24 protein-coding genes are annotated in these 23,701 nt (G+C 36.1%); 9 read left to right on the top strand and 15 right to left on the bottom strand.

The features are described 5' to 3' along the window. Positions 1-9 precede the first annotated feature (9 nt). Both F3J23_RS11740 and mnmD read right to left on the bottom strand, forming a co-directional pair. Positions 10-426: an NUDIX hydrolase gene (locus F3J23_RS11740; protein ID WP_167028785.1), complete on the bottom strand. Its 417-nt coding sequence runs from the start codon at positions 424-426 to the stop codon at positions 10-12. A gap of 155 nt (positions 427-581) precedes the next feature. Further along, entirely contained in the window at positions 582-1,256 is a 675-nt protein-coding gene (gene mnmD / locus F3J23_RS11735) for a tRNA (5-methylaminomethyl-2-thiouridine)(34)-methyltransferase MnmD (RefSeq protein ID WP_167028782.1), read from the bottom strand. 85 nt (positions 1,257-1,341) lie between these two features. On the opposite strand from mnmD, the gene F3J23_RS11730 reads away from it, so the two are divergent. The 5 genes from F3J23_RS11730 to F3J23_RS11710 all read left to right on the top strand — a co-directional run bounded on the left by F3J23_RS11730 (position 1,342) and on the right by F3J23_RS11710 (position 5,392). Continuing rightward, positions 1,342-2,412, top strand: coding sequence for a branched-chain amino acid aminotransferase (locus F3J23_RS11730; protein WP_167028779.1), 1,071 nt, complete (start codon positions 1,342-1,344; stop codon positions 2,410-2,412). A gap of 234 nt (positions 2,413-2,646) precedes the next feature. Further along, positions 2,647-3,159, top strand: a complete 513-nt coding sequence (locus F3J23_RS11725) for an FKBP-type peptidyl-prolyl cis-trans isomerase (protein ID WP_167028776.1) — start codon at positions 2,647-2,649, stop codon at positions 3,157-3,159. Positions 3,160-3,240: 81 nt separating this feature from the next. After that, positions 3,241-4,278, top strand: coding sequence for a peptidylprolyl isomerase (locus F3J23_RS11720; RefSeq protein ID WP_228455328.1), 1,038 nt, complete (start codon positions 3,241-3,243; stop codon positions 4,276-4,278). 170 nt (positions 4,279-4,448) lie between these two features. After that, positions 4,449-5,024, top strand: coding sequence for a hypothetical protein (locus F3J23_RS11715; RefSeq protein ID WP_167028773.1), 576 nt, complete (start codon positions 4,449-4,451; stop codon positions 5,022-5,024). Between the two features lie 38 nt (positions 5,025-5,062). Further along, on the top strand, positions 5,063-5,392 hold the full coding sequence (locus F3J23_RS11710; protein WP_167028771.1) for a hypothetical protein: 330 nt from the start codon (positions 5,063-5,065) through the stop codon (positions 5,390-5,392). Positions 5,393-5,611: 219 nt separating this feature from the next. On the opposite strand, the gene F3J23_RS11705 is transcribed toward F3J23_RS11710, so the two are convergent. Then, positions 5,612-5,857: a hypothetical protein gene (locus F3J23_RS11705; RefSeq protein WP_167028768.1), complete on the bottom strand. Its 246-nt coding sequence runs from the start codon at positions 5,855-5,857 to the stop codon at positions 5,612-5,614. Between the two features lie 538 nt (positions 5,858-6,395). Here F3J23_RS11705 and F3J23_RS11700 point away from each other — a divergent pair. Next, on the top strand, positions 6,396-6,935 hold the full coding sequence (locus F3J23_RS11700; protein ID WP_167028765.1) for a hypothetical protein: 540 nt from the start codon (positions 6,396-6,398) through the stop codon (positions 6,933-6,935). Between the two features lie 14 nt (positions 6,936-6,949). Here the strand turns inward: F3J23_RS11700 and F3J23_RS11695 are convergent, their stop codons facing one another. From F3J23_RS11695 to F3J23_RS11665, 7 genes are all read right to left on the bottom strand, one after another. Next, on the bottom strand, positions 6,950-8,308 hold the full coding sequence (locus F3J23_RS11695) for a M28 family peptidase (protein ID WP_167028762.1): 1,359 nt from the start codon (positions 8,306-8,308) through the stop codon (positions 6,950-6,952). Between the two features lie 3 nt (positions 8,309-8,311). After that, the gene (locus tag F3J23_RS11690) at positions 8,312-9,673 is read right to left on the bottom strand and encodes a M28 family peptidase (RefSeq protein ID WP_167028759.1); all 1,362 of its coding nucleotides are present in this window, start codon (positions 9,671-9,673) and stop codon (positions 8,312-8,314) included. A gap of 1 nt (position 9,674) precedes the next feature. After that, the gene (locus tag F3J23_RS11685; RefSeq protein ID WP_167028756.1) at positions 9,675-11,081 is read right to left on the bottom strand and encodes a M28 family peptidase; all 1,407 of its coding nucleotides are present in this window, start codon (positions 11,079-11,081) and stop codon (positions 9,675-9,677) included. Between the two features lie 55 nt (positions 11,082-11,136). Next, entirely contained in the window at positions 11,137-12,381 is a 1,245-nt protein-coding gene (locus F3J23_RS11680; protein ID WP_167028753.1) for a DUF1015 domain-containing protein, read from the bottom strand. A gap of 2 nt (positions 12,382-12,383) precedes the next feature. Next, positions 12,384-13,349 carry a D-2-hydroxyacid dehydrogenase gene (locus F3J23_RS11675; RefSeq protein WP_167028750.1) on the bottom strand — a complete coding sequence of 322 codons (966 nt, stop codon included), beginning with the start codon at positions 13,347-13,349 and terminating at the stop codon, positions 12,384-12,386. A gap of 124 nt (positions 13,350-13,473) precedes the next feature. Beyond that, positions 13,474-14,538, bottom strand: coding sequence for a 3-phosphoserine/phosphohydroxythreonine transaminase (gene serC, locus F3J23_RS11670; RefSeq protein WP_167028747.1), 1,065 nt, complete (start codon positions 14,536-14,538; stop codon positions 13,474-13,476). 110 nt (positions 14,539-14,648) lie between these two features. Next, positions 14,649-14,999 (bottom strand): 4Fe-4S binding protein, encoded by a 351-nt coding sequence (locus F3J23_RS11665; protein ID WP_167028743.1) that lies wholly within the window; start codon positions 14,997-14,999, stop codon positions 14,649-14,651. Positions 15,000-15,058: 59 nt separating this feature from the next. Here F3J23_RS11665 and F3J23_RS11660 point away from each other — a divergent pair, with 59 nt between their 5' ends. Genes F3J23_RS11660 through F3J23_RS11650 form a run of 3 tightly spaced genes read left to right on the top strand, consistent with a single transcriptional unit; the run spans position 15,059 to position 17,299 of the window. Beyond that, complete coding sequence (locus F3J23_RS11660) at positions 15,059-16,093, top strand: acyl-CoA reductase (protein WP_167028740.1); 1,035 nt, start codon at positions 15,059-15,061, stop codon at positions 16,091-16,093. A gap of 46 nt (positions 16,094-16,139) precedes the next feature. Further along, on the top strand, positions 16,140-16,580 hold the full coding sequence (locus F3J23_RS11655) for a peptidylprolyl isomerase (protein WP_194303849.1): 441 nt from the start codon (positions 16,140-16,142) through the stop codon (positions 16,578-16,580). A 29-nt stretch (positions 16,581-16,609) separates the two neighbouring features. Next, positions 16,610-17,299, top strand: coding sequence for a Bax inhibitor-1 family protein (locus tag F3J23_RS11650; RefSeq protein ID WP_167028737.1), 690 nt, complete (start codon positions 16,610-16,612; stop codon positions 17,297-17,299). Positions 17,300-17,838: 539 nt separating this feature from the next. On the opposite strand, the gene F3J23_RS11645 is transcribed toward F3J23_RS11650, so the two are convergent. The 5 genes from F3J23_RS11645 to F3J23_RS11625 form a co-directional block, all read right to left on the bottom strand. Then, positions 17,839-18,087: a DUF6952 family protein gene (locus F3J23_RS11645; protein WP_002980002.1), complete on the bottom strand. Its 249-nt coding sequence runs from the start codon at positions 18,085-18,087 to the stop codon at positions 17,839-17,841. Next, positions 18,087-18,395, bottom strand: a complete 309-nt coding sequence (locus F3J23_RS11640; RefSeq protein WP_027375262.1) for a thioredoxin family protein — start codon at positions 18,393-18,395, stop codon at positions 18,087-18,089. Before F3J23_RS11640 ends, F3J23_RS11645 begins: the two co-directional genes overlap by 1 nt. Positions 18,396-18,531: 136 nt before the next feature. Next, positions 18,532-19,164: a peroxiredoxin gene (locus F3J23_RS11635; RefSeq protein ID WP_167028734.1), complete on the bottom strand. Its 633-nt coding sequence runs from the start codon at positions 19,162-19,164 to the stop codon at positions 18,532-18,534. 147 nt (positions 19,165-19,311) lie between these two features. Then, entirely contained in the window at positions 19,312-22,251 is a 2,940-nt protein-coding gene (locus F3J23_RS11630) for a M16 family metallopeptidase (protein ID WP_167028731.1), read from the bottom strand. Between the two features lie 28 nt (positions 22,252-22,279). Further along, positions 22,280-23,473, bottom strand: a complete 1,194-nt coding sequence (locus F3J23_RS11625) for a pyridoxal phosphate-dependent aminotransferase (RefSeq protein WP_167028728.1) — start codon at positions 23,471-23,473, stop codon at positions 22,280-22,282. Positions 23,474-23,701 lie beyond the last annotated feature (228 nt).

Below are 23,701 nucleotides of genomic sequence, written 5' to 3'. Positions count from 1 at the left end.
GTAAGTATATTACAGGAATTTTTGTTTTAACTTATCGAATACAATCTTGTCCACAGGAAGAGGGAAGGGATTATCTGGTCTGTCAATATCGATCCACTCAGTTTTTTCGATGCATGGATCCAGAATTAGGAAGTCTTCTTCATTCACAATATCTACTATATAATATATGGTAAGAAGCTGTTCGTTCTCTCTGAAGCGGGAAACCAGAAAACTTTCTTGGGTATAAAAATGTTCTATGACATCTATTTTCACATTCAGTTCCTCGTCGAATTCTCGATGCAGACATTCCAAAACTCCTTCTCCATATTCCAATCCGCCACCCGGAAATTTCATTAAAGGTTCGCCGGCATATTCTTCAAATAAGGTTAGTACCTGTTTATCTTTTACTGCACATGCATACACTCTAATGTTGATCTTATCTATCATATATATAATGTATAATATTTGTATCTAAGGTAAGGAATTTTTATGAAGCGAATGGGGGCAAAATCACAAAAAGGTAAAATTGCTAAAAAGAATTATTCAGAGATTAATCTGCAATTTGTCTTTCTTACTCTTTGCCCTTTTATCTTTTTGTCTTTTTACATCTTAATTGCATTAATCATCTCTCTTTTTCCTGGGGGACCTTGTTTTTTTTCAACCTGAAAATTAAGCTCCTGAAGGATTCTTCTTACACTTCCTTTTGAAGAGTAGGTGGTTAATAAACCGTTAATGGCCATTTTGTCAGAAACCAGTTCGAATAGTGGCTTTTCCCAAAGATCCGGCTGTACTCTCGCCCCGAAACAATCGAAATAAACCAGGTTGATTTTGGGCAGATCGATGTCTTTCAGGTCGAAAAAGTCACATTCTATCTTTTTTAAATTGAAACCACTAATGATTTCTACTGATTTTTCCCAGTCTGCCAGATGAATTTTCTGATAAATATTTTTAAACTCAGGGTTATCAAAGAGTTCAAAATAGGCCAAATCGTTCACTTCGGATTCATTTATGGGGTATTTTTCGAGCGAAAAATAATTAATGACATGATTTTTGTCAGTTTTTAAATATTCATTAATTGTTACCAAAACATTCAAACCTGTTCCAAAACCGAGTTCTAAAATATTAATTTCGCAATCATTTATTAGATTTAATCCGTTTTTGATAAACACATGTTCGGCTTCCTGAAGTGCGCCGTGATGAGAATGATAATTTTCATTTAAATCATTGATAAACAGTGTTTTGCTTCCGTCGTTGGTGGTCTTAATTTCTCTTTTCAAGCTATTTTTTTGTCAAATTTACTCTAAAATTTTTATATTTAGAAAATTATGTTAAATTTGTAGAACATCGTAAAAATTTTAAAAAATGATAATTCAAAAAACTGAAAACTCCAGAATTTCTACATTTGACCCTAACAATTTTTCATTTGGTGGTACTTTCATTGATCATATGATTATATGTGAGTACGAAAACGGAAAATGGGGTGATGTAAAATTAGTTCCTTACGGTCCAATACCATTTACACCTGCCATGATGGGAGTAAACTATGGACAAGCTTGTTTTGAAGGTATGAAAGCCTATAAAGACAAAGACGGGCAGGTTTTCCTTTTCAGGCCTGAAAAGAATTTTGAACGTATCAATAAGTCAGCAAAACGTCTTGCAATGCCTGAAGTGACTGAGGAAATGTTTTTAGACGGATTAAAAGCATTGGTAGATATCGACAGAGATTGGATTCCACAGGGGGAAGGAATGTCTTTGTATATCAGACCATTGATATTTGCTACGGAAGAAGCTTTAAAAGCAAGAGTTTCTAATAAATATATGTTTGCAATTGTTGCAACTCCAGCAAAAAGCTATTACTCGGAGCCTGTTTCTGTAAAAATTTCTGATCACTACTCAAGAGCAGCAAACGGTGGTGTAGGTTCTGCTAAAGCAGCAGGAAACTATGCAGCTTCTTTCTATCCTACACAATTAGCAATTGAAGAAGGTTATGAGCAAATTATCTGGACTGATGATGCGACGCATGAATATTTCGAGGAAAGTGGTACAATGAATGTATTTGTAAGAATCAACGATACTATTTATACACCGCCAACTTCTGAGAAAATCCTTGATGGGGTTACAAGAGACAGTTTCATTCAGCTTGCTAAGAAAAGAGGAATCGAAGTGAAAATAGAGCCAATTCCTGTAAAAACAGTAATTGAAGCTTTAAAAAGCGGTTCTCTTAAAGAAGTATGGGGAGTAGGAACTGCGGTTGTTACCACTCAATTCCAGGCTTTAGGATACCAGGGAGAAAAACTGGAGCTTCCAAGATTATCTGATGAGGAAAGCTATGCTGCAATCCTTAAGAAAGATCTTGTAGACCTGCAAAATAACCTTTCTGAAGATCCTTTCGGATGGAGAGTTATTGTAGACCATGCTCTGGAAACTGTTTAATAATATATTAAAAATGATATGGAAGCCGGGATTTTTCCCGGCTTTTTATTTACTGTAAGTGGAATATTGAAAGCCTTACTATTCTTAATTTTCTTAAAAGTTTAAATTCAGCTTAAAAGTTTAAATTGTTTTAGCAGAAGTTGAGCATAGATTTTTATTCTTATGAAATTGTTTTTGCAAATCCTAGATAAGTTTTGTAATTGATTCTTGAAATGTGTATTTTCGCAAAAGTTTATGAAAAAATTACTCTTCATATCAGCCATAAGCCTGTTGAGCTGTAATAGAAATACACAGACTGCCCACCCACCGGTTGGCGGGGTTTTAAGCCAGAAAGATCTGGATGTTTCTAAAAACAGGATGAAAAATCTGAACCTTATAGAACGAGGACAGATTCAGGATTGGATCAATGGCCAGCCAGTGAAATATTATCCTACACAGCTTAATTACTGGGTAACGGTAGAAGGTTATGATCAGAGGGAAAGAAGAAAAGATGAAACTTTGATTTCCTATTCTTATGATCTGTATGATTTTGACCAAACCAAAATCTATGATCAGCCTTTTGAAAGAAGAGATGCCAGATTCGGGCACTTTGATGAACTGAAAGCGGTGGAAAATGCTTTGCGTTTTATACAGGATGGAGAGGAAGTAACGCTTTTAGTGCCGTCTTCTTTGGCTTACGGAACCTTTGGAGATGAAAAGAAAATAGATAACGATATTCCATTAATCATAAAATTAAAAGCACTTTAATACATGAAATTGTTTAACAAGAATATAATTCTGGCAGCGGCAAGTGTTTCGCTGATGAGTTGTACCCCAATTTATAAAAAAATGAACGTAGACAAAGAAACTTACGAAGGTCTTAATGACGGACTTTATGCCAACCTTCAAACTACAAAAGGTAACATGATTGTAAAGTTTGAGGATAAGAAAGCACCAGTAACTGTGGCCAACTTTATCGGTCTTGCAGAAGGGAAAATCGACAACAAAGCTAAGGCTAAAGGAGTTCCTTACTATGATGGAACTATTTTCCACAGAGTGATCAAAGATTTCATGATCCAGGGAGGTGATCCTAAAGGAACTGGAATGGGAGATCCTGGATATAAATTCGAAGATGAGAAAAATGATCTTAAGCATACAGGAAAAGGTATTCTTTCTATGGCGAACTCAGGTCCTAACACGAACGGTTCTCAGTTCTTCATCTGTGAAGTAGCTACACCTTGGTTAGACGGAAGACATACGATCTTCGGTAAAGTAGTGAAAGGTACCGAAGTAATCGATGCGATTGCTAATGTTGAAAAAGGAGCTCAGGATAAGCCTAAAACTGATATCGTTCTTGAAAAGGTTTCTGTTTTCGGTAAAGGAGATGAGTATAAAAACTACGATGCAGCTAAAACTTTCAACGAAGGAAAAGCTAAAATCGCAGAAAATAATAAAGCTTTCATCGCTAAAGAAGAAGCGGAAAGAAAGAAAAAAGAAGAAGAGTTTAAAGCAAACCAGGAGAAATTAGTAGAGAACTTAAAAGCTGGTATGCAAAAAACAGAATCAGGTCTTTATTACAAAATCACAAAAACGGCTGATGGTAAAGCTCCAAAAGCAGGTGATAACGTATCTGTGCACTATGCAGGTAAATTAGTAGACGGAACTGAATTTGATTCTTCATTCAAAAGAAATGAGCCTATCGAAATTCCAATCGGAATGGGAAGAGTAATCAAAGGATGGGATGAAGGAATCCTGTTGTTGAAAGAAGGTGAAACTGCTACATTATTGATCCCGCCGGCAATGGCTTACGGAGAAAGAGGAGCAGGAGGGGTAATCCCGCCAAACTCTTGGTTAGTTTTCGATGTTGAGCTTGTAAAAGTAAAATAATTGAATCTTCAAAATATTATCAAAAGCCGTCCTAAAGGATGGCTTTTTTTATTCGCCTCAAATACATACTGTAACGATTTGCATACGTATTGCGACACATTTTAATATCTGGAAAGAATAATAGTTTTTCCAGTAAAAAGTAATTTTAAAATTTGTACAACTATTAAATAATGAAAACTAAATCACTTCTGTTTCTCTTTGTTCTATTGTCATTTATGGCTTTTTCACAGACCAAAGCCAATCTTGACGAGACAGCGATACAAAAATCACTTACTTATTTTGTAAACAGTATTAAATCTAAACAGATAGATCAAGCAGTAGACGGTATATATCCAAAATTCTTCACTATCGTTTCAAAAGAGCAGATGACTCAGATTTTGAATATGACTTACAATAATCCATTCATGAAAATTGAAGTACAGGATTTGAAATTTGGAAATATTGAAAAGCCTGAGCTTATTACGGGTGAGTATTTTTCCATAGCCAATTATTTTTTGAAACTGAAATGCAATGTCAGTTCGTTAAATGATGACATGAAAAAGAAAATGAACAGCGCTTTAACAACCAAATATGGGGCGAATAATGTAAAATATTTAGCCGCCGAAGGTTCATATCTCATCAATGCGAATATGAAAGCCTGTGCTGTTTCAAAAGATAAAAAGGGATGGAAATTTGTTATTCTTGAAAAGGAATATAAAAAAGAACTGGTGAAAATCTTACCGAAGAAAATTCTGGATAAATTTTAGAAGGTAAAGCCGTAAATATCGATTCTTGTATAAAAATAATGCCGTCTGAAGAAGACGGTTTTTTGTTGATAAAAAATACCGTAGAAATACGGATTTCGGTAACATTATATTACTTCTATCTTTATCCGTCACTTATAAATAAAAATATGCTTGATCTGAATTATAATTTAATTAAACAGGAAATTGAATCTGAGGTGTGTGAAGAACACGGTCTGCATCCGGAATTTGTAAAAACAGATGAAGGTTTCGGAATAAAAGCCTGTTGTGATCCTTTCCGGGAGAAAATGGTTGAGAAATCCGGAAAAATGATTGAAGAAGAAACAAAAAAGATCCTTGATGAAATGATGAAGGATCTGTTTAAAGAATAAGTTTTTACGATGTTACGATAACTTTGTTGTTATCACAGAGCTGCTCCGGAGGGAGTGGCTTTTTTGTTGGAAATGCTATGAAAATACGGTTTCCCATAAGGTTGTAGAAGTAGGTATTTATAAATTCGGGCTTAACTATAAAAATGTAACCTTTAATATCAAAATAAAAAACCGCCCTCAATAAACAGGGCGGTTTTTCTAGTAAAAATAAATTGAAAGTTATATGTCTCTGCCGAAACCTTTCTTCATCCTTGTTCCGGCTAGGGAACTGATGAATACAAGACCAAAGCCGATATAAGCGGCAAAGGCGGTCAGATATATTATTAAGCTGTTTAAGCTTGGTTTCGAGATGTATACTAATACCGAAAAAGCAGCAAAACTCAACACCAACAATAGGCTCCATACATGCAATTTTGCAGCATCTTCATTTCTCTTAAAAATCATTTCAAAAAAGGCTCTCATCATTACTAACATTTTAAGGGTTATACAATTAATTAAAGATAAAGGCGCGTTCATCACGGTAAAAAGAATAAATTCCTTTACAGGGCTAAGGTTCACGATGACTTTGCCATTTATTTATATTATGATACCGGGCTAAAAGTCCGGGATATTTTTGTTTTTTTTGAATCAATAAAGATTCCTGGTTATTGATGATACCAGTTAGATACGGGGTGCAAAATTGCTGCGAAAAACCAACGGGGGTTAGTTAATCACGGACCCGTATCTTTTACGGCATCGTAGAAAAAAAAGGATTCATATACATCAATATGAACTTGAATCAGTGGAAAACTGAAAATCCACAGAAAACCTCTTTTCTCATCCTTAGTGCTTTTTTAATTTTTTCTCATAACAGTACATGCGAATATCATGCCAAAATGATTATTTCACAATTAACGATTTGGGTGAAATGATTGTATGATGTTGTGTATCAGTTGTTTTTAAGGGTTATTTCCTTAAACGAAGAAAAAAGATTATTTTTATATTTAAATAATTTTTCAAATTTATGATAATACCGAAAAATTTAAAGGAAAATATTCAACATACTATTGATAATCTTTTAAAGTTGTCCAGTATATATTGTTGGAATCAAATTTCGCCCAATTTATTCTTCATTTTGTCTGATTTTAATGAGTTTGAAGGTGCAAACTCATTTGAACGGTTGAAGTCCCGGAAAAGATTAAATAATTTAAAAACATTGCTGTCTTTAGATTCGGCACTGAAACTTTTACATAAAGAGCTGTATGATCTTTACGATGTAACTCTCTACGTTTTTCGAGCTGATAAACGTAAGACGATTATAGAAATTCAATACTTTAGAAAATCACATTTGGAGCCTGATTATTTTGCTAAGATAAAAGATAATCCACCTATGTTTCATTCCAAAATTACAATACCAGTCTACGTATGGGAAGGAGGGAAGTTTGATATTAACTGGGAGTCCGGAGGAGGAATTGGTCATGTATGGAGGAATTTTTTGCATAAACGTAAAATAAAAACTAAAAAAGAAATGCAAAAGCTAAGAAAGCAGAAAAACCGCCAATAAGGCGGTTTCATATTTTACCAATTCTTATCAATCATATAAATAATCTGTGTCAGAGTAGCTGCACCCAATAAAAGTTCTCTACGGTTCACTTTTTCAAAGGTATCTTCTTCTGTATGATGAATATCAAAATAACGCTGAGAATCCGGCATCAGTTCTGCAGCAGGAATTCCCATGTCATGAAGCGGATAAAGATCTGTTCCGGAAAATCTTTCTTCAAAATTATAAACCCCATAAGGCAGGAAAAGAGCAGACCAGCTTTGGATCTGTTTTCTTTTCGTATCATCCATATCCAGGGCGATACCTCTTGGTGCAAAACCCCCTGCATCGGTTTCTATAGCAAAAAGATGCTTTTCATTTTTCTCTTTAACTGTTTTACCATATTGGATTCCACCTTTTACTCCATTTTCTTCATTAGCAAAGCAAACTACTCTGACGGTGTGATTGTTTTGAATTCCTAATTTCTTGAATGTTCTTAAAACTTCAATACTCTGAACAATTCCGGAACCATCATCGTGTGCACCTTCTCCTACGTCCCATGAATCCAGGTGTCCGCCTACAACAATTACACTTTGGTCTTTTTTACCGGTAATTTCACCGATGACAGAGTGGGAGAGTTTCTCCCCTTTCATACCGCAGTTGGAATTAAGCTTAGCAGCTATTTTCCCATTTTTCAATAAAGCTTCCAGTTCATCTGCTGTTGTGCTTCCAATGGCTACTGCAGGTATTTTGGAAACCTTGTCTTCGTAGCGCATTGCTCCGGTATGCGGAACATCGTCAAAGGCTGAAGAAAGGGATCGGATGATCGCAAATTTTCCTCCTTTCTTGGCTGTTAAAGAAGCGGCTGTAGTTCTGTATTTGGAAGCATCACTGTATCCTTTGAATGTTTCTATGAAAGACTGGCTGAAAGGGTAGTTGAAAAATAAGATTTTATCTTTCACCTTTTCTGCAGGAAGTTTATCATATTCTTCCATAGATTTTACCATAATGATTTCTCCTGAAATATCTTTTCCACCTGTTCCTTCAGAGTTTCCAAGGGAAAGCATTTTGAGGCTTTTCCAATTTCCATTGCCTGTTTTTATGTGTAATGATTCTTTTCCTCTTACCCAAACCGGAATCATCACTTCCTGAAGCCATACTTTGTCTGCGCCGGCATCGCGAAGTTTCTGTTCTGCCCATTTTACGGCTTTTTCATAGGCTTCGGAACCGCTCAGACGGTGGCCGATGTTTTTTGTCAGTTCTCTCAGTTCAGTATATCCTTTCCCATTATTTAAAATCTCTGTGGAGATTTTTCTGAATTGGATAGAATCTTCTTTAGACTGTCCAAAAGCAGCCATTCCGAAAAGTAATAATGAAGTACCTAATATCTTTTTCATGGTTTACCAATTTTTATCAATCATATAAATAAGTTGTGTCATCACCGCAGAGCCAAGTAATAGTTCTCTTCGGTTGACTTTTTCAAAAGTATCTTCTTCTGTATGGTGAATATCAAAATAACGTTGAGGATCTGGAACCAGTTCAGCGGTTGGAACACCCATCTCATGCAGTGGGGCAATGTCTGAACCTGAATATTTTCCTTCAAAATTATAAACACCATAAGGTAAAAAGAGAGTAATCCAGCTTTGAATCTGTTTTCTTTTTACATTATCCATTTCCAGGGAAATTCCTCTCGGAGAAAAGCCTCCGGCATCGGATTCTATGGCAAAAAGGTGTTTTTCGTTGTTGTCTTTAGCTATTTTACCATATTGTTTCCCGCCTTTTGTACCGTTTTCTTCGTTGGCAAAACAAACAGCGCGGATGGTATGGTTATTTTGTATTCCTAATTTTTTAAAAGTTCTTAAAACTTCAATGCTCTGAACAATTCCTGAACCATCATCATGTGCGCCTTCACCCACATCCCACGAATCGAGATGGCCGCCCACAACAATTACACTGTTGTCTTTTTTTCCGGTAATTTCACCCATAACAGAGTGGGAGAGTTTCTCCCCTTTCATACCGCAGTTGGAATTAAGCTTAGCCATTATTCTCTGGCTTTTCAGCAGGGCTTCCAGCTCATCTGCAGAAGTATTTCCGATAGTAACTGCAGGGACTTTTGGAATGTTTTCATCATATCGCATATTCCCTGTATGAGGAACATCATCAAACGCTGAAGATAGTGACCGGATGATGGCAAACTTCCCTCCCTTTTTAGCGGTTAATGAAGCTGCGGTTCGTCGGTAAGCACCTGCGTCACGATAAGAAATAAAAGTCTGTACATTTCCCTGATTAAAAGGATAATTGAAAAAAACGATCTTGTTCTTTATTTTTTCAGCAGGAAGTTGATCATACTCTTCCAATGATTTTACCATGATAATTTCACCGGAAACATCTTTTCCTCCTGTTCCTTCGGAATTTCCTAAAGAAAGCATCCTGATGCTTTTCCATTTTCCGTTGTCTGTTTTGATATATAATGATTCTTTTCCTCTTACCCAGACCGGAATCATTACCTCCTGAAGCCATACTTTATCTGCACCGGCATCACGAAGTTTTTGAGCAGCCCACTGTACGGATTTTTCATAAGCTTCCGAACCGCTCAAACGGTGGCCGATGTTTTTAGTAAGCTCTCTCAATTCGTTGTATCCTTTTCCATGGTTCAGAATTTCGGTGGAAATTTTGTTGAATTGTATGGAATCTTCTTTGGTTTGCCCGGATAGAAAAGTGATTCCTAGAGTTATTAACGAAAGGTTGGCGATCTTTTTCATATTACCAATTCTTATCAATCATAAAAATTAATTGAGTCATTGCAACAGCACCCAGAAGAAGTTCTCTTTTATTTACTTTATCAAAGGTATCTTCTACGGAATGATGGTAGTCAAAATAGCGCTGTGTGTCTACTACAAGCTCTGCCAGAGGAATGTCAAGTTTCTTTAAAGGAGAAATATCCTGTATTGCTTCTGTCTGGTCGAAATCATAAACACCATAAGGAAGAAAATATTCTTTCCAGGGATAAATCAGTCTTCTTCTTTGAGGTGACATATCTAAAGAAAATCCTCGTGGGGAATAACCTCCTGCATCTGTTCCTAAGGCAAAAATGTGTTTTTCTTCTTTCTTTTTCACATACGCAGCATACATCTCACGGCCTTGCCCTCCGTTTTCACTGTTTGCGTATAAGACCACCCGTATGGTATGATTATTTTGATATCCGAGAGCTTTAAATGCTCTTAAAACCTCGATGCATTGAGCAACACCTGTTCCATCATCAATTGCACCTTCACCAATATCCCATGAATCAAGCTGAGCACCTAAAACAATGACTTTAGCATCTTTTTTACCCTGAATTTCAGCAATAATGTTGGGATTTGTAGTGTCTCCCTTTGATTCGGCGGTCATGTTGATTTTGGCAGTAACTTTTTGCTTTTTTAATACCTTTTCCAATTCATCTGCTGATCTTACCCCTATTGATAAAGCAGGTATCTTAACTTTATCTTCTGGTTCGTAGTATATCATTTTAGCATGTGGAGTATCATCATTAGCAGTTGTTAATGATCTTATAATTAATGCTTTTGCTCCTGTTTTTGCAATCACAGAAGCAGAGATTAATTTTGATTTTGCCGTCTGTAAATATGAATCACTGGTATTGATAATTTTCGGATCCATAGGAACATTTACGAAAACTATTTTGTCTTTTAACTGGCCTATTGACATTGCATTAAGCTCTGAAGTGGAATTAATTAAAACAATTTCCCCTACAAGGTCTTTTCCACCGGTTCCTTCAGAGTTTCCGAAAGAAAGCATTCTGATATTTTTCCAGTCTCCATTGCCGGCTTTTATCTCTAGAGATTCTTTTCCTCTGATCCAGACCGGAGCTTTTGCTTCTTGTCTCCATATCATTTCAATACCAATTTCTTTGAGCTTTTTTTCAGCCCATTCTACGGCTTTTGTATAGCCTGGAGTTGCACTAAAACGTGGACCGATGCCTTTCGTGAGTTCTCCCAGGTTATCATAAGCCTTACCATTGGTCATGATCTCATCCGAGATCTTTCTGAATTCTTCGTGATAATTTAATTTTACTGGAATTGCCGTTTTGCCAGCAGGTTTTTTCTGGGGCTTTTTTTGAGAAAATAAAAATCCACTCAAAAAGAGTGGAAGTATAATGAATATTTTTTTCATTTTTTATTTACCTTTCTTTTTCCAATGATAAAAGTAGGGAAAAATTGGGAATTTATTAAGGTTTCATATCGTACATTAACAGAGCTGTAATCAATTTAGGCTCAATAAATGTACATTTCGGAGGCATGCTTAATTTTAGATCTGAAATTTTAATCATGTCATTAAAACTTACGGGATAAATTCCAAAACCGACTTTGCCTTCACCGTTGTCAACCTTTTCTTTTAAAATATTGATTCCGTTGATGTTTGAAGTTCCTTTTACATAGGAAATTAATTCCGAGCTGTCCGGATCTTCAATTTTTAAAATATCTTTAAAAATATATTTGTCTAAAAGGTGGTGATCCAGATTATCCAGAGACATTTCTTTGGAACGAAGATCATGTTTTACGTGAAGTGAATAGAACTTTCCATCCAGATACATGGATATGTGGAATTTCTGGGAAGGGTAGTATGGTGTTTCCCCTTTTTCATGGATAAGAAAATACCGATCAAGCTGTTTCAGGAAGTCTTCCTTGGAAATCCCGTTAAGATCGTGTAAAATCCTGTTATAGTCATGAATTTTAATAGATTGGTTGGAAACAATGAAACTGTATACAAAGTTATAAAGCTCTGTACCATTGTGTCTTTTGTTTTTTTCCTTATGGCGTTTAGCATTCAAAGCTGTAGAGCCGATTCTGTGGTGTCCGTCAGCAATGTAGAATGAATCAATCTGATCAATCACTTCTTTAAACTGCTGCAGCTTCAGACGGTTGTCTATTCTCCAGATCTTATGTCTGATACCGATAGAATCTGTATGATTGAAGATCGGAACATTCTTTTCTTCATGATTCATCAGCAACTCTATTTTTGAGTTGGCAGGATAGGTAAGAAGTACAGGTTCTGCCTGCAGACTTACTTTTTCAAGGTAATGCGCCAGTTTCTCTTTTTTCTGCGGAATGGTACTTTCATGTCTTTTGATTTTTCCATTCCAGAAATCTTCAATGCTGGCAAGGCCGAGAAGCCCTCGGAACACCTGTTTATTGGGATAGATCTGCTCATAAAGATAGTAGGCTGAATTGTCCTGGACTAATTTCTTTTCATCCAGAAGTTCTTCAAATGTAGAACGGATCTTTCGCAGGTTCCGGTCAATATCTTTTGATTTACTTACAACATATGGTTTGATCATATTGATGTAAGTATTTTCAACTTGAGCCTTCTCTGCAATCTCTTCCTGGGTGAAATTATCCAGAGGATGGGTAGGGAAAGTACTCTCGAAGTCTCTATGAGGTCTTATTCCACGGAAAGGTTTAAAAACAGGCATATTTATCTTATAGTTTCTTTTTGTAGCTTAATAATTTGTTCTGCAAGTTCAACACCGATTTTCTCTTGCGCATCCACTGTATTTCCTCCAACATGAGGAGAAAGGGATAATGCAGGATTCATCAGTAAAGGTAATTCAGGGTTCGGTTCATTTTCAAAAACATCCAATGCCGCACCGGCTACCTTTCCTGATTCAATAAAATCAATTAATGTCACCTCATTGATGACACCGCCTCTTGCAGTATTTACAATATAGACACCATCTTTCATTTTTTCAAACTGAGGGGTATCTATAATATATTCATTCGTCTTAGGTGTATTGATACTGATAAAATCGGCATCTTTAAGGAATGCATCCGTATCATTGGTGGACGTGATTTCAAAGTCCACAGACTGCCCGTCAAAGAAATTCAGAGTAAGAACTTCTGTTTTAGGGCTTCTTGTCAGAACTTTTACTTTCATTCCTAAAGCAATTCCTATTTTTACGACTTCCTGGCCAATACTTCCAAAGCCGATCACTCCTAATGTTTTTCCTGAAAGCTCATACGCATTGCTGAATGACTTTTTCATGGCATTGAAATGAGTTTCTCCTTCCAAAGGCATTAGTCTGTTCGATTCATGAAGGAATCTTGCCAGCGAAAAGAAATGTCCGAAAACAAGCTCTGCTACTGATTTTGAAGATGCAGTAGGAGTGTTGATCACTTTGATCCCTTTGCTTTTTGCATAGTCTACATCAATATTATCCATCCCGATTCCGCCTCTTCCTATGATCTTAAGACGAGGGCATGCATCAATCAGATCCTGTCTCACTTTCGTTGCACTTCTTACAAGAAGAACATCCACATTATTATCGTTGATAAAATTAATAACGTGATCCTGGGCCACTCTATTGTCCAGAATTTCAATTCCGGCTTCTTTTAAAGCTTGTTCTCCCGCTTTCGAAATTCCATCGTTTGCTAAAACTTTCATGTGTTATTTGATTTAAAGATTGAAAGATTTAAATTTTTCAAAATTTTAAAACTGAGGCGCAAATTAATAAAATTAAATTAACTGCTTCTCAATCTTTCAATCTTTGAATTTTTTATTGCTTAAATTATTTGACAGATTTCATTACATCCACCAAAACCTGAACACTTTCTATTGGCAGTGCGTTGTATAAGCTAGCTCTGTATCCGCCTAAACTTCTGTGTCCGTTTAATCCGCTGATACCCGCTGCTTTCCATGCATTGTCAAACTGTTCTTTCTTGCTTTCGTCTGTAAGTTTGAAAGAAACATTCATCAGTGAACGGTCTTCTTTCACACAGAATGTTTCGAATAACGGGTTGCTGTCGATTTCATCATATAAAAGCTTAGCTTTGGCTTCGTTTCTCTGTTCTGCGGCTGCAATTCCTCCGTTTCTTTCAAGATACTGAAGGGTAAGCAATGATGCATATACAGGGAATACCGGCGGCGTATTGTACATGGATTCTTTAGAAATGTGCTGTGAATAATCCAGCATAGAAAGCATGTTTTCTCTTCCTGTTTTTCCAAGAATTTCTTTTTTTATTACCACTAAAGTAACACCTGCAGGTCCCATATTTTTCTGAGCGCCTGCATAGATCAGGTCAAATTTAGAAAAATCCAGTTGTCTGGAGAAAATATCAGAACTCATATCGCAAACCATTAGTGTGTCCACTTCAGGGAAAGATTTCATCTGAGTTCCGTAAATCGTATTGTTGGAAGTGCAGTGGAAATAATCATATTCTGCACCTATGGTATAATCTTTAGGAATGAAAGAATAGTTTTCTTCTTTTGAAGATCCTACTACATCTACTGTTCCCAGTTTTTTAGCTTCTTTAATTGCTCCGGCTGCCCATGTTCCTGTATCCAGGTAAGCGGCTTTTCCACCTACTTTCAGCAGGTTATAAGGAACCATTGCAAACTGCATGCTGGCACCCCCTCCAAGATAAAGTACTTCGTAATCATCACCCAGATTCATCAGTCTTTTTACAATGGCGCGGGCTTCATCCATTACGGCTACGAAATCTTTACTTCTGTGAGAAATTTCAAGAAGTGACAACCCAATACCGTTAAAATCTAAAATGGCTTGTGCTGATTTTTCAAATACCTCCTGAGGTAAAATACATGGTCCTGCGCTGAAGTTGTGCTTTTTGTTCATATTGTTATTTTTTTGAGTGCTTCCGGGGGTGAACCTTTCTGCTTTATTTTTGGTTTAATTGGATTTTGGTTAAAAAAAGCCGCCTCACAGATCATGAGACGGAATTTTTTTTATTCGCCGTGTAAAAACGCTTTTTTATTAAGCAGAGCTTCTTCAGACTCTACGTGGTCCTCGTCAGGAACACAACAGTCTACCGGACATACAGCCGCACACTGTGGTTCTTCATGGAAGCCTTTACATTCGGTACATTTATCTGTTACAATGAAATATACATCATCACTTACAGGTTCTTGTGGTGCGTCAGCATCTACAGTAAGTCCCGACGGCATTGTGATCGTACCTTGAAGAGTAGTACCTTCAGAAGCTTTCCAATCTACAGCTCCTTCATATATTGCATTATTTGGACATTCAGGTTCACAAGCCCCACAGTTAATGCATTCATCAGTTATTTTAATAGCCATCGCTAATTTTTTTTAAATTTGCACAAAATTACAAAATATTCCCCAATTTTAAAGTAATTATGAATACCGAAAATCAAGTTTTAGGACTTATTAAATTAAGTGATTATATAAAAGCGTTTTTAGCGAAGAAACCGGAATATCACAATGAAGATGATGCTGATATTGAATTATTGTTAAAAAGGTCTGAAATAGAGAATCCGTGGTTTACAATTGATAATCAGAAATTTGCTCTACAGCAATGGGCTGATCTTTTGACTGAAGATAATATCAAAAAATGGCTGAAAAATTATTCAATTTCTAAAGTTTCAAAAAGAGTAGGGTTAATTCTTGCAGGCAACATTCCGCTGGTCGGGTTTCACGATGTGGTTTCTGTGGTTTTGAGCAATCATATTCCCCTGGTTAAGCTGTCTTCAAAGGATAAGTATTTGATCCCGTTCTTGCTAAAGAAATGGAAGGAATTTTCTGAAGATCATGTACCATTTGAATTTGTAGAAAAATTAGAGAATTTCGATGCAGTTATCGCTACGGGAAGTAACAATACGGCAAGATACCTGGAATATTATTTTAAAAATCATTTGAGTATTATTCGTAAAAACAGAACCTCAGTTGCGGTTTTGAAAGGAGACGAATCGGATGAAGAGCTACAGCTTTTGGCAAAAGATATCTTCCAGTATTTTGGGCTGGGATGCCGAAATGTAACGAGAATTTTTATACCTGAAGACTTTGTTATCGACAGGCTGTTTGAAAATTTCTTAGGCTATCAGGATATCATCAATCACAATAAATATGCAAATAATTATGATTATAACAGAGCGGTTTATCTTTTAAATCAGGAAAAATTCTGGGATAATAATTTTGTTATGCTAAAGGAAGATGATAAACTTTTTAGTCCGCTTTCTGTGATCAATTTCAGCAGATATGAATCTTTGGAGGATGTTAAAAACTTTATTGCGGAAAATGAAGCAAATATTCAGTGTGTTGTAGCTAAAGAAGAATTAGAATTGAATACAATTTCGTTTGGAGAAGCGCAAAATCCGGGACTTGATACTTATGCGGATAATGTAGATACTATGAAATTTTTGGAACTGGTCTGATTTTCGTATCTTCCATCACTTATTTCACCAAATAACAATAACCAATATGAAAAAAATATTTCTTGGACTTGCTATTTTAGCCGGACAGTTGATGTTTGCTCAGAAAGTTGCCGGGGCAAAGGCTGATCCTAACCAGAAAAAAGAACAGCCGGCTGCTATAAGTAAAGATAAGGTAAGTTTGTATAATGAGAACTTCCTTAAGTTTGTAAGTGCTTTAGAGGCTTCTGACCGTAAGGCAATTGATGGTCTGCTTTCTGAAAAAGTAAAGGAAATTGTTACGGATGATGTTCTTAAAAAAGTAAAAGAAGGTATTGATCCGAATAAAAAACTAGAGATTTTAAAAGCCGGATATTATAAAACAATGGATGGAATTAATCATCCAAGTATCAAATACAGATATTCAGGAGAATCTAAAGAGGTCATTTCCGCTGTGTTTGAAGATGACGGTAAGATTCTGGGAGTATTGCCGGCTAAAAAAGATAAATAATTATTCTCGATTAACTAAAAATATTAACTATGATGACAGATGTTTTAGTCGCTCATTCCTCCGAAGTGGAGAAAGCGAATTTTTACAAGAAGACATATTTGCATGTTGCTCTATCGATTCTTGCTTTTATTGGTGTTGAAACGATTTTATTGAAAACTGTTCCTGTGGAAATTATTGCCATGATGTTCGGGCAGAGATATGTCTGGCTGCTGATCATCGGAGTTTTCTGGCTGGCGTCCGTTTTAGCTTCCAAATGGTCTCTTTCACAAAGTAAATCTACCCAGTATTTGGGATTAGGATTTTATATCCTTTTAGAAGCAATTATCTTTATGCCTTTGCTTTTTATCGCTACAAATATTACCGGTGGCGGGAATGTAATTTTCCAGGCTGCTACTTTAACTGTCGCTATGTTTGCGGGAATTTCTGCGGTTGCATTTACTTCTAAAAGAGATTTTTCATTCTTAAGAAATATCATCGTAATCGGAGGATTTATCTCAATCGGATTAATTGTTGGAGGTATGTTATTCGGTTTTAATCTTGGGTTATGGTTTTCTGTTGGAATGGTAATCCTGGCTTCGGCAACAATCTTATATCAGACAAGTAAACTGAAAGATTCATTTGGTACGAATCAGTACGTAGGAGCGGCGTTACAGCTTTTTGCTTCTATCATGCTTCTATTTTGGTATATTCTGAGTATTCTGATGAGCAGAAGAAACTAACTGATGAGTTGATCTTATCTTTAAAATAACAGTCCCGGTGAACACTTTCATCGGGATTTTTTTTTATACAAATGATTTTTAAACAAATGGCTCAAATGATCTCACAAGTGGCAGAAATTCAATAGGAGCGGGGCCTTAGCTCGTTTGTTTTATGACAGATTTGTAATGGCTTTAGCCAAAACTTATTACGAGTTTTATATTGGATTTACAACTGAAGGCTTCATTGATGATTACAGATGATTGCGTTGTATAGAGGGAATGGTTTCGTATCTGTTTATTCGTGGAATTCATACAAAGATGTTGGTAGAATTTGTGTTTTCAGAAGTAAACCCAAAAAATCCTGATGAGATTTCACCGGGATTTTATTGGATATTCTTTAAAAATTTACCACGCAACTCTAAGCTTCATGGGACCGATTAAAGTCTTTTGAAGTCATTTTACAGTTGAAAAATAAAAAGATTCTTAAAGAATAAGGAAAAAGTATAGTAATGAGGAGAACCTCAGGTATTTTGTTTTGTGTTTTTATAACCTTTAAAAAGTTATTTGTCAATAGAACCTAAAACCTTTTGTGCAAAAGAATTTAAAGCATCTTTTTCGCTCATTCCGTTCTGTACATTGGCGTGAACCTCCAAGGCCCCGCATATGTTGGTAATAAGTTCTCCTGCTACGTTTAAATCCTCTTCACTTGTTCCTCTGAATTCGCAGAAACTTTCCAGAACTTCTAATGTCTTCTCAAGATTTTCAGGAGTCTGATTCTGATAGAATTGTCTGATTACGGGTAATTTCATTATGCTAGTTCGTTAAAAAGGTTAATTAAACTTTCTGCCTGATTAGACTGAACCTGGTTTACCAATTCTCCGTTCTTAAAGATGGCGAAAGTAGGCAGGTTGTCAACTTTAGCTAATTTTCTGCTTTCAGGAAGCTTTTCAGCATCTACATATAAAAATGGAATAGCTTCGTTTTCTGATGCCAGCTTTTTGAATTTTGGTTTCATAATTCTGCAGTTTCCGCACCATGTTGCGCCATATTGAACAACTACTTTTTCGTTGTCGTTAACTATATTCTGTAATGTATCTTCAGTTAGTTCTGTGTACATAAGTGGTTAAATTTTAAGGGTTGAAATTTAACAATGTAACAATCTGGAAAATTGACCAATCTAACAATTCAAAAAAATTAACTTTTAAAATTGTTATACCGTTAGATTGTTACATTGTTGTATTAAAATTAAGATATTAATTTTTAGCTAAGTATTCTGCAGTAGAAGTTCTGTCAGCTTTCATAGCATCTTTTCCTTCTTCCCAGTTTGCAGGACATACTTCACCGTGTTTCTGAACGTGAGTGTAAGCGTCGATCAGTCTTAAGAATTCTTTTACGTTTCTTCCTAATGGCATATCGTTTACTGCTTCGTGGAAAATTTTTCCAGTTTCGTCAACAAGGTAAGTTGCTCTGTAAGTTACGTTAGAACCTGTGAAAATTTCGTTTCCGTCTTCGTCATATTCGAAATCCTGATCTACAATTCCTAAAGTGTTTGCCAATTGTCTGTGTGTATCAGCTAAAAGCGGGTAAGTTACTCCTTCAATACCTCCATTATCTTTTGGTGTGTTCAACCAAGCGAAGTGTACTTCGTTAGTATCGCAAGATGCACCGATTACTTTAGTGTTTCTTTTTTCGAATTCACCTAAAGCCTCCTGAAAAGCGTGAAGCTCAGTAGGACAAACGAAAGTGAAATCTTTAGGGTACCAGAATAAAAGAACTTTTTGCTGGTTGTTTACTGCTTCATCAAGGATGTTGATTTTAAGATCGTCACCCATTTCAGACATTGCGTCAATTGTTAAATTTGGGAATTTTTTTCCTACTAAAGACATAATTTTTCTGTTTTTATATTTAAATTTCTTGTGCAAAGATATAAAAGATTCATCTATCAATCAAATTAATATTGATAAATAAAATCTATAATTGTTTTTAGCTATTTATAAAATAAAAAGCCCTGATACCAGGGCTTTTTGTTCATTTTAGTAACCGAAAATTTCAGTTAAATTAAGTTTTTTTACTTCACCTAATTTCTGCATATCGGCCTCATTTACTTTATCTTGAGAGGCAACAAGGCAGTACGTGTAGTTTTTATTTCTCATTTCCTTGTCATGGAATGTATTGATGTCTGAAAAAGACAGTTTGGGTGCCTGTTCATAAACACTCTTTCTCATATCAAAATTGTTTCCAAGTCTTTGGGATTTTAAATAAGAGAAGATAATACCATCCTGAGTGATTCTTTCTGAAGCTATCGATTTTTTCAATCCGCTTTTTGCTGTTTCAAATAACTGCTCAGATTTTGGAAGAGTAGTCAAAAGCTCATTCATTGCTGTTGTGGACTCGTTGAATTTATCAGCCTGAGTTCCTACATAAGCCATGATCATATCCTTATCTGTTTTTTTGCTTGGAAGTGCAAAATAAGAATATGTAGAGTAGGCTAGTGCTTTAGATTCTCTGATCGTCTGGAATACGATAGACCCCATTCCACCTCCGAAATAGCTGTTGAATAAACTTACAGTAGGTGTCGTGGAAGGATTGTATTGATCTGAATTTCTTACCCAGAAAACTTCAGCCTGTACCATATCATAATGGGCAAATAATACCTTGTTTTTATCTGTCGGAATCTGAGTAAAGGTTTTTGTCTTCGGAAGGTCTTTCAGCGTTGCGGGAAGCTTGTGTACAGGCTTTAAAGAGGCAACTATTTCGTTTCCTGATTTCGGTCCGTAATATAATACCTTATGCTTAAAGTTAAACAGGTCATGAAGAACATTGATCAGGTCTTCAGCTTTTAAAGCATCAAGTTCAGCATCACTTAAAACATTATTGAAAGGATTTTGTGCTCCATATTGCGCGTAGCTTCTGAGCCCGGACATGATGGTTGCCTTGTTCTGCTTGGCATTGGCTCTTGCTTTCTTCAGTCTTACTTTATATGCATCAAGAGCTCCCTGATCTGCCTGGCAGTTTTTGATCAGATCTTCAAACAAAGCTGCGGTTTTATCAAAGTTTTCATTTAAACCTTCCAGCGATACATAAGTTTCTTCATTTCCAGCGCTTACGTTAAAGCTTGAAGCAAGTTTATAAAATTCTTTACTGATGATTTCCGAAGATTTATCTTTAGTTCCTAAATACTGAAGATATTCTGCAGCTAAGGGAAGAATTTTGTTATTCCATTTTCCTGAATCAAAATGATAATACATTCTGAAGAGGGCATTATCTGTATTCTTTACGGAAAGTACATCTACATCACCTAATTTATTTTTAGCGATGTCTTTATCATAATTCAGCCATACCGGAGAAATTGGATTTTCCGGCATTTCGTCGATCTTCTTAAGGAAAGGAGACTGGTCTTCTCTGTTTACGGACACAGGTGTAATAGTAGGTTTGTCAACTTTTACAATGCTTTTGTCTTCTCCCTTCTTTTTGTAAACCGCTACATAATTATTGTTTTGAAGATATTTGGAAGCGAAATCCATAATATCTTTTTTAGTAAGCTTGGAGATTTCTTCAACATATTCCAAAGTTACTCTATGGTCAACGTCAGAGGTGAACTCATCCATCAGATTGCTTGCTCTTGATGAATATTTTTCATCTTTCTGAATGATATTCTTCTTTTCATTGTTAACGATAGATTGAATCAGGTCATCAGAAAATTCTCCCTTTCTCAGTTTGTCAATTTCCTGAAGAAGAAGGTTTTTTACTTCATCCAAAGACTGTCCTTCAGTTGGTTTTCCCTGTAATAGTAAAACAGAATAATCTTTTAAAGCATAAGGGAAAGCATAAGCACCTAATAACTTTTGTTTCTTTACAAGATCAAGATCGATGAGTCCTGCCTGTCCGTTGGTAAGCATATTTCCTACAAGGTTCAATAATCTGGCGTCTTTAGTAGAAGCCCCCGGGAATCTGAAACCAAGCATAACGCTTTCAGGGTTGGGTCCTACCACTTCTTTTACAACAGGAGCAGTGATTGGCTTCTCCTGACCTACTTTGTATTCAGGGACTGCCTTAGATTTCATGTAAGAGAAAGATTTGTCAATCTTTGCAATCACTTCATCAGGATTGAAATCTCCGGACATGATGATCCCCATGTTATTGGGAACATAATAACTGTTATAATAATCTCTGATAGCGTGAAGAGATGGATTTTTCAAATGCTCAATCGTACCAATGGTAGTTTGTTTTCCGTAATTGTTATTAGGGAAAAGGCTGGCAAACATGGTATCGAAAACTTTATCACTGTCATCATCAAGAGATCTGTTTTTTTCTTCATATACCGCTTCAAGCTCTGTATGGAAAAGTCTCAAAACGGGTTCTCTGAATCTTTCAGCCTGTACTGCAAGAAATTTATCAATCACATTGGCAGGAACATCTTCCGTGTATACAGTTTGTTCAAAAGAAGTAAAGGCATTGGTTCCGTCTGCACCCATGCCGGCCATCATTTTATCATACTCGTTGGCGATCGCATATTTGGCAGCTTCTCCGGATACTCTGTCTATTTCTTTGTAAATCTCCTTTCTTTTAGTTTCGTCCTTTGTCTGGTTATACTTTTCATAAAGTGCATCAATCTGGTCTAAAAGAGGTTTTTCTTTTGCCCAGTCTTTAGAACCGAACTTATCTGTTCCTTTAAAAAGCATATGCTCCAGATAATGGGCAAGACCAGTGTGATCTGCGGGATCGGTTTTACTTCCTGCTTTTGTAGCAATATAGGCCTGAATTCTTGGATCTTTATTCGTAGGACTCAGGATTACAGTTAATCCATTTTTTAAAGTATAGTATCTTGCCGAAGTAGGATCATTGGTTACATACTTGTACTTATAGCCGTTGGAGGTGGCTTCTTTCCATTGGAAATCCTGACCGTAAGCGTAGCCTGCGAAACTTGCCGCTGCAATACTGGTTGCGATAGTTAGTTTTTTTAACAGATTCATTACCGTTGTGTTTTATTTTTATTGGTTATTAATTGAATTTTTCCAATACTTCCTTAATTCTTCTCATTGCTTCTCTCAGTTCTTCTTCAGAGGCAGCATACGAGAATCTGATACATTCAGGGCTTCCGAAAGAATAGCCTCCTACACAGCCTACATGTGCATTTTCAAGAAGAAACATGGCAAAATCATCCGAATTTTTGATTTCAGTTCCATTTAATGTTTTTCCGATATAATGAGAAATATCCGGGAAAAAGTAGAATGCTGCTTTAGGCAGTAATACTTTAAACCCAGGAATTTCCTGAATCAGTTCGTAAACCAGATCTCTTCTCTTTTTGAAAGCATCAATCATATATCTGTATTCGGAAGGATCTGTTTTTAATGCAGTAATAGATGCTCTCTGTGCCATAGTATTGGCTCCGCTTGTCATTTGCCCCTGTACTTTTTCACAGGCTTTTGCCAGCCATTCAGGACATGCGGAATATCCGATTCTCCATCCCGTCATTGCAAAGGCTTTTGACATTCCGTTAATGACAGCGGTCTGCTCATAAACTTCAGGAAATTGAGCAATAGAGGTTGTTTTCGTTTCATAATTGATGAATTCATAGATCTCATCAGAAATAATCGTTACCTGTGGATATTTTGCGATTACTTTTGCGATAGATTTTAATTCATCGTAGGTATAATAACCTCCGGATGGATTACATGGAGAACTGAAAAGTACAGCTTTTGTTTTATCCGTAATCGCTTCTTCAAGCTGTTCTGCGGTAACTTTGAAATCTGTAACATAAGAGGTTGGAAGCATCACCGAAGTACCGCCCATCATTTTAACCATTTCATCATAGCTTACCCAGTACGGAGCAGGAAGAAGAACTTCATCACCATCATTCAGGATTGCAGCCAGAACATTTAAGATAGCCTGTTTAGCACCATTGGAGACACAAATCTGTGTAGGTTTGTATTCCAGGTGGTTGTCTCTTTTTAATTTATAGGCAATAGCCTCGCGCAGTTCCAGAAAACCGGGAACAGGAGAGTAGTGGCTGTAGTTTTGATTGATAGCATCGAATGCGGCTTGTTTGATATTGTCCGGAACATCAAAATCCGGTTCACCAAGAGTTAAACTGATGACATCTATTCCGCTGGCTTTCATTTCTCTGGCTTTGTTAGACATTACAAAAGTCTGTGAGTATCCTAGTCTTTTTACTCTATCTGAAAGTTTATCCATGTATTTTTTGAATTTTAACAAATATATAATAAAAACATCTTGCAGAAGTAATAAAAGTAGGTTGGCTTTAAAGATTTTTGTCAGGTTTTTACCAGATCATTGCGTATGAAAAAATATTGTTTTCCCATAAGAATTTTAGTCAATCTTAATTGTGAATGTACTTTTTTAGAAAAATACTTTTACAATTTGACAGGTGATAATAAATACTTTCAATATGGCTAAAAGGAT

Origin of the sequence: Chryseobacterium sp. Tr-659 (assembly GCF_011752975.1) — a bacterium.
In the GTDB taxonomy this organism is placed as follows: Bacteria; Bacteroidota; Bacteroidia; order Flavobacteriales; family Weeksellaceae; genus Chryseobacterium.
The sequence above is the reverse complement of the archived record's forward strand: the minus strand, read 5'-3'. Positions and strand labels throughout refer to the sequence as shown.

Excerpts from the sequence above, each read along its gene's own strand:
- F3J23_RS11635 (WP_167028734.1), bottom strand. The coding sequence starts at position 19,164 with ATGTCTTTAGTAGGAAAAAAATTCCCAAATTTAACAATTGACGCAATG.
- F3J23_RS11655 (WP_194303849.1), top strand. The coding sequence starts at position 16,140 with ATGAAAAAAATATTTCTTGGACTTGCTATTTTAGCCGGACAGTTGATG.
- F3J23_RS11705 (WP_167028768.1), bottom strand. The coding sequence starts at position 5,857 with ATGATGAGAGCCTTTTTTGAAATGATTTTTAAGAGAAATGAAGATGCT.
- F3J23_RS11640 (WP_027375262.1), bottom strand. The coding sequence starts at position 18,395 with ATGTACACAGAACTAACTGAAGATACATTACAGAATATAGTTAACGAC.
- F3J23_RS11650 (WP_167028737.1), top strand. The coding sequence starts at position 16,610 with ATGATGACAGATGTTTTAGTCGCTCATTCCTCCGAAGTGGAGAAAGCG.
- F3J23_RS11710 (WP_167028771.1), top strand. The coding sequence starts at position 5,063 with ATGCCGTCTGAAGAAGACGGTTTTTTGTTGATAAAAAATACCGTAGAA.
- F3J23_RS11690 (WP_167028759.1), bottom strand. The coding sequence starts at position 9,673 with ATGAAAAAGATCGCCAACCTTTCGTTAATAACTCTAGGAATCACTTTT.
- F3J23_RS11630 (WP_167028731.1), bottom strand. The coding sequence starts at position 22,251 with ATGAATCTGTTAAAAAAACTAACTATCGCAACCAGTATTGCAGCGGCA.
- serC (WP_167028747.1), bottom strand. The coding sequence starts at position 14,538 with ATGAACAAAAAGCACAACTTCAGCGCAGGACCATGTATTTTACCTCAG.
- F3J23_RS11730 (WP_167028779.1), top strand. The coding sequence starts at position 1,342 with ATGATAATTCAAAAAACTGAAAACTCCAGAATTTCTACATTTGACCCT.
- F3J23_RS11680 (WP_167028753.1), bottom strand. The coding sequence starts at position 12,381 with ATGCCTGTTTTTAAACCTTTCCGTGGAATAAGACCTCATAGAGACTTC.
- F3J23_RS11715 (WP_167028773.1), top strand. The coding sequence starts at position 4,449 with ATGAAAACTAAATCACTTCTGTTTCTCTTTGTTCTATTGTCATTTATG.
- F3J23_RS11700 (WP_167028765.1), top strand. The coding sequence starts at position 6,396 with ATGATAATACCGAAAAATTTAAAGGAAAATATTCAACATACTATTGAT.
- F3J23_RS11740 (WP_167028785.1), bottom strand. The coding sequence starts at position 426 with ATGATAGATAAGATCAACATTAGAGTGTATGCATGTGCAGTAAAAGAT.
- F3J23_RS11695 (WP_167028762.1), bottom strand. The coding sequence starts at position 8,308 with ATGAAAAAGATATTAGGTACTTCATTATTACTTTTCGGAATGGCTGCT.
- F3J23_RS11675 (WP_167028750.1), bottom strand. The coding sequence starts at position 13,349 with ATGAAAGTTTTAGCAAACGATGGAATTTCGAAAGCGGGAGAACAAGCT.
- F3J23_RS11685 (WP_167028756.1), bottom strand. The coding sequence starts at position 11,081 with ATGAAAAAAATATTCATTATACTTCCACTCTTTTTGAGTGGATTTTTA.
- F3J23_RS11645 (WP_002980002.1), bottom strand. The coding sequence starts at position 18,087 with ATGAAATTACCCGTAATCAGACAATTCTATCAGAATCAGACTCCTGAA.
- F3J23_RS11660 (WP_167028740.1), top strand. The coding sequence starts at position 15,059 with ATGAATACCGAAAATCAAGTTTTAGGACTTATTAAATTAAGTGATTAT.
- F3J23_RS11665 (WP_167028743.1), bottom strand. The coding sequence starts at position 14,999 with ATGGCTATTAAAATAACTGATGAATGCATTAACTGTGGGGCTTGTGAA.
- F3J23_RS11720 (WP_228455328.1), top strand. The coding sequence starts at position 3,241 with ATGAACGTAGACAAAGAAACTTACGAAGGTCTTAATGACGGACTTTAT.
- F3J23_RS11725 (WP_167028776.1), top strand. The coding sequence starts at position 2,647 with ATGAAAAAATTACTCTTCATATCAGCCATAAGCCTGTTGAGCTGTAAT.
- F3J23_RS11625 (WP_167028728.1), bottom strand. The coding sequence starts at position 23,473 with ATGGATAAACTTTCAGATAGAGTAAAAAGACTAGGATACTCACAGACT.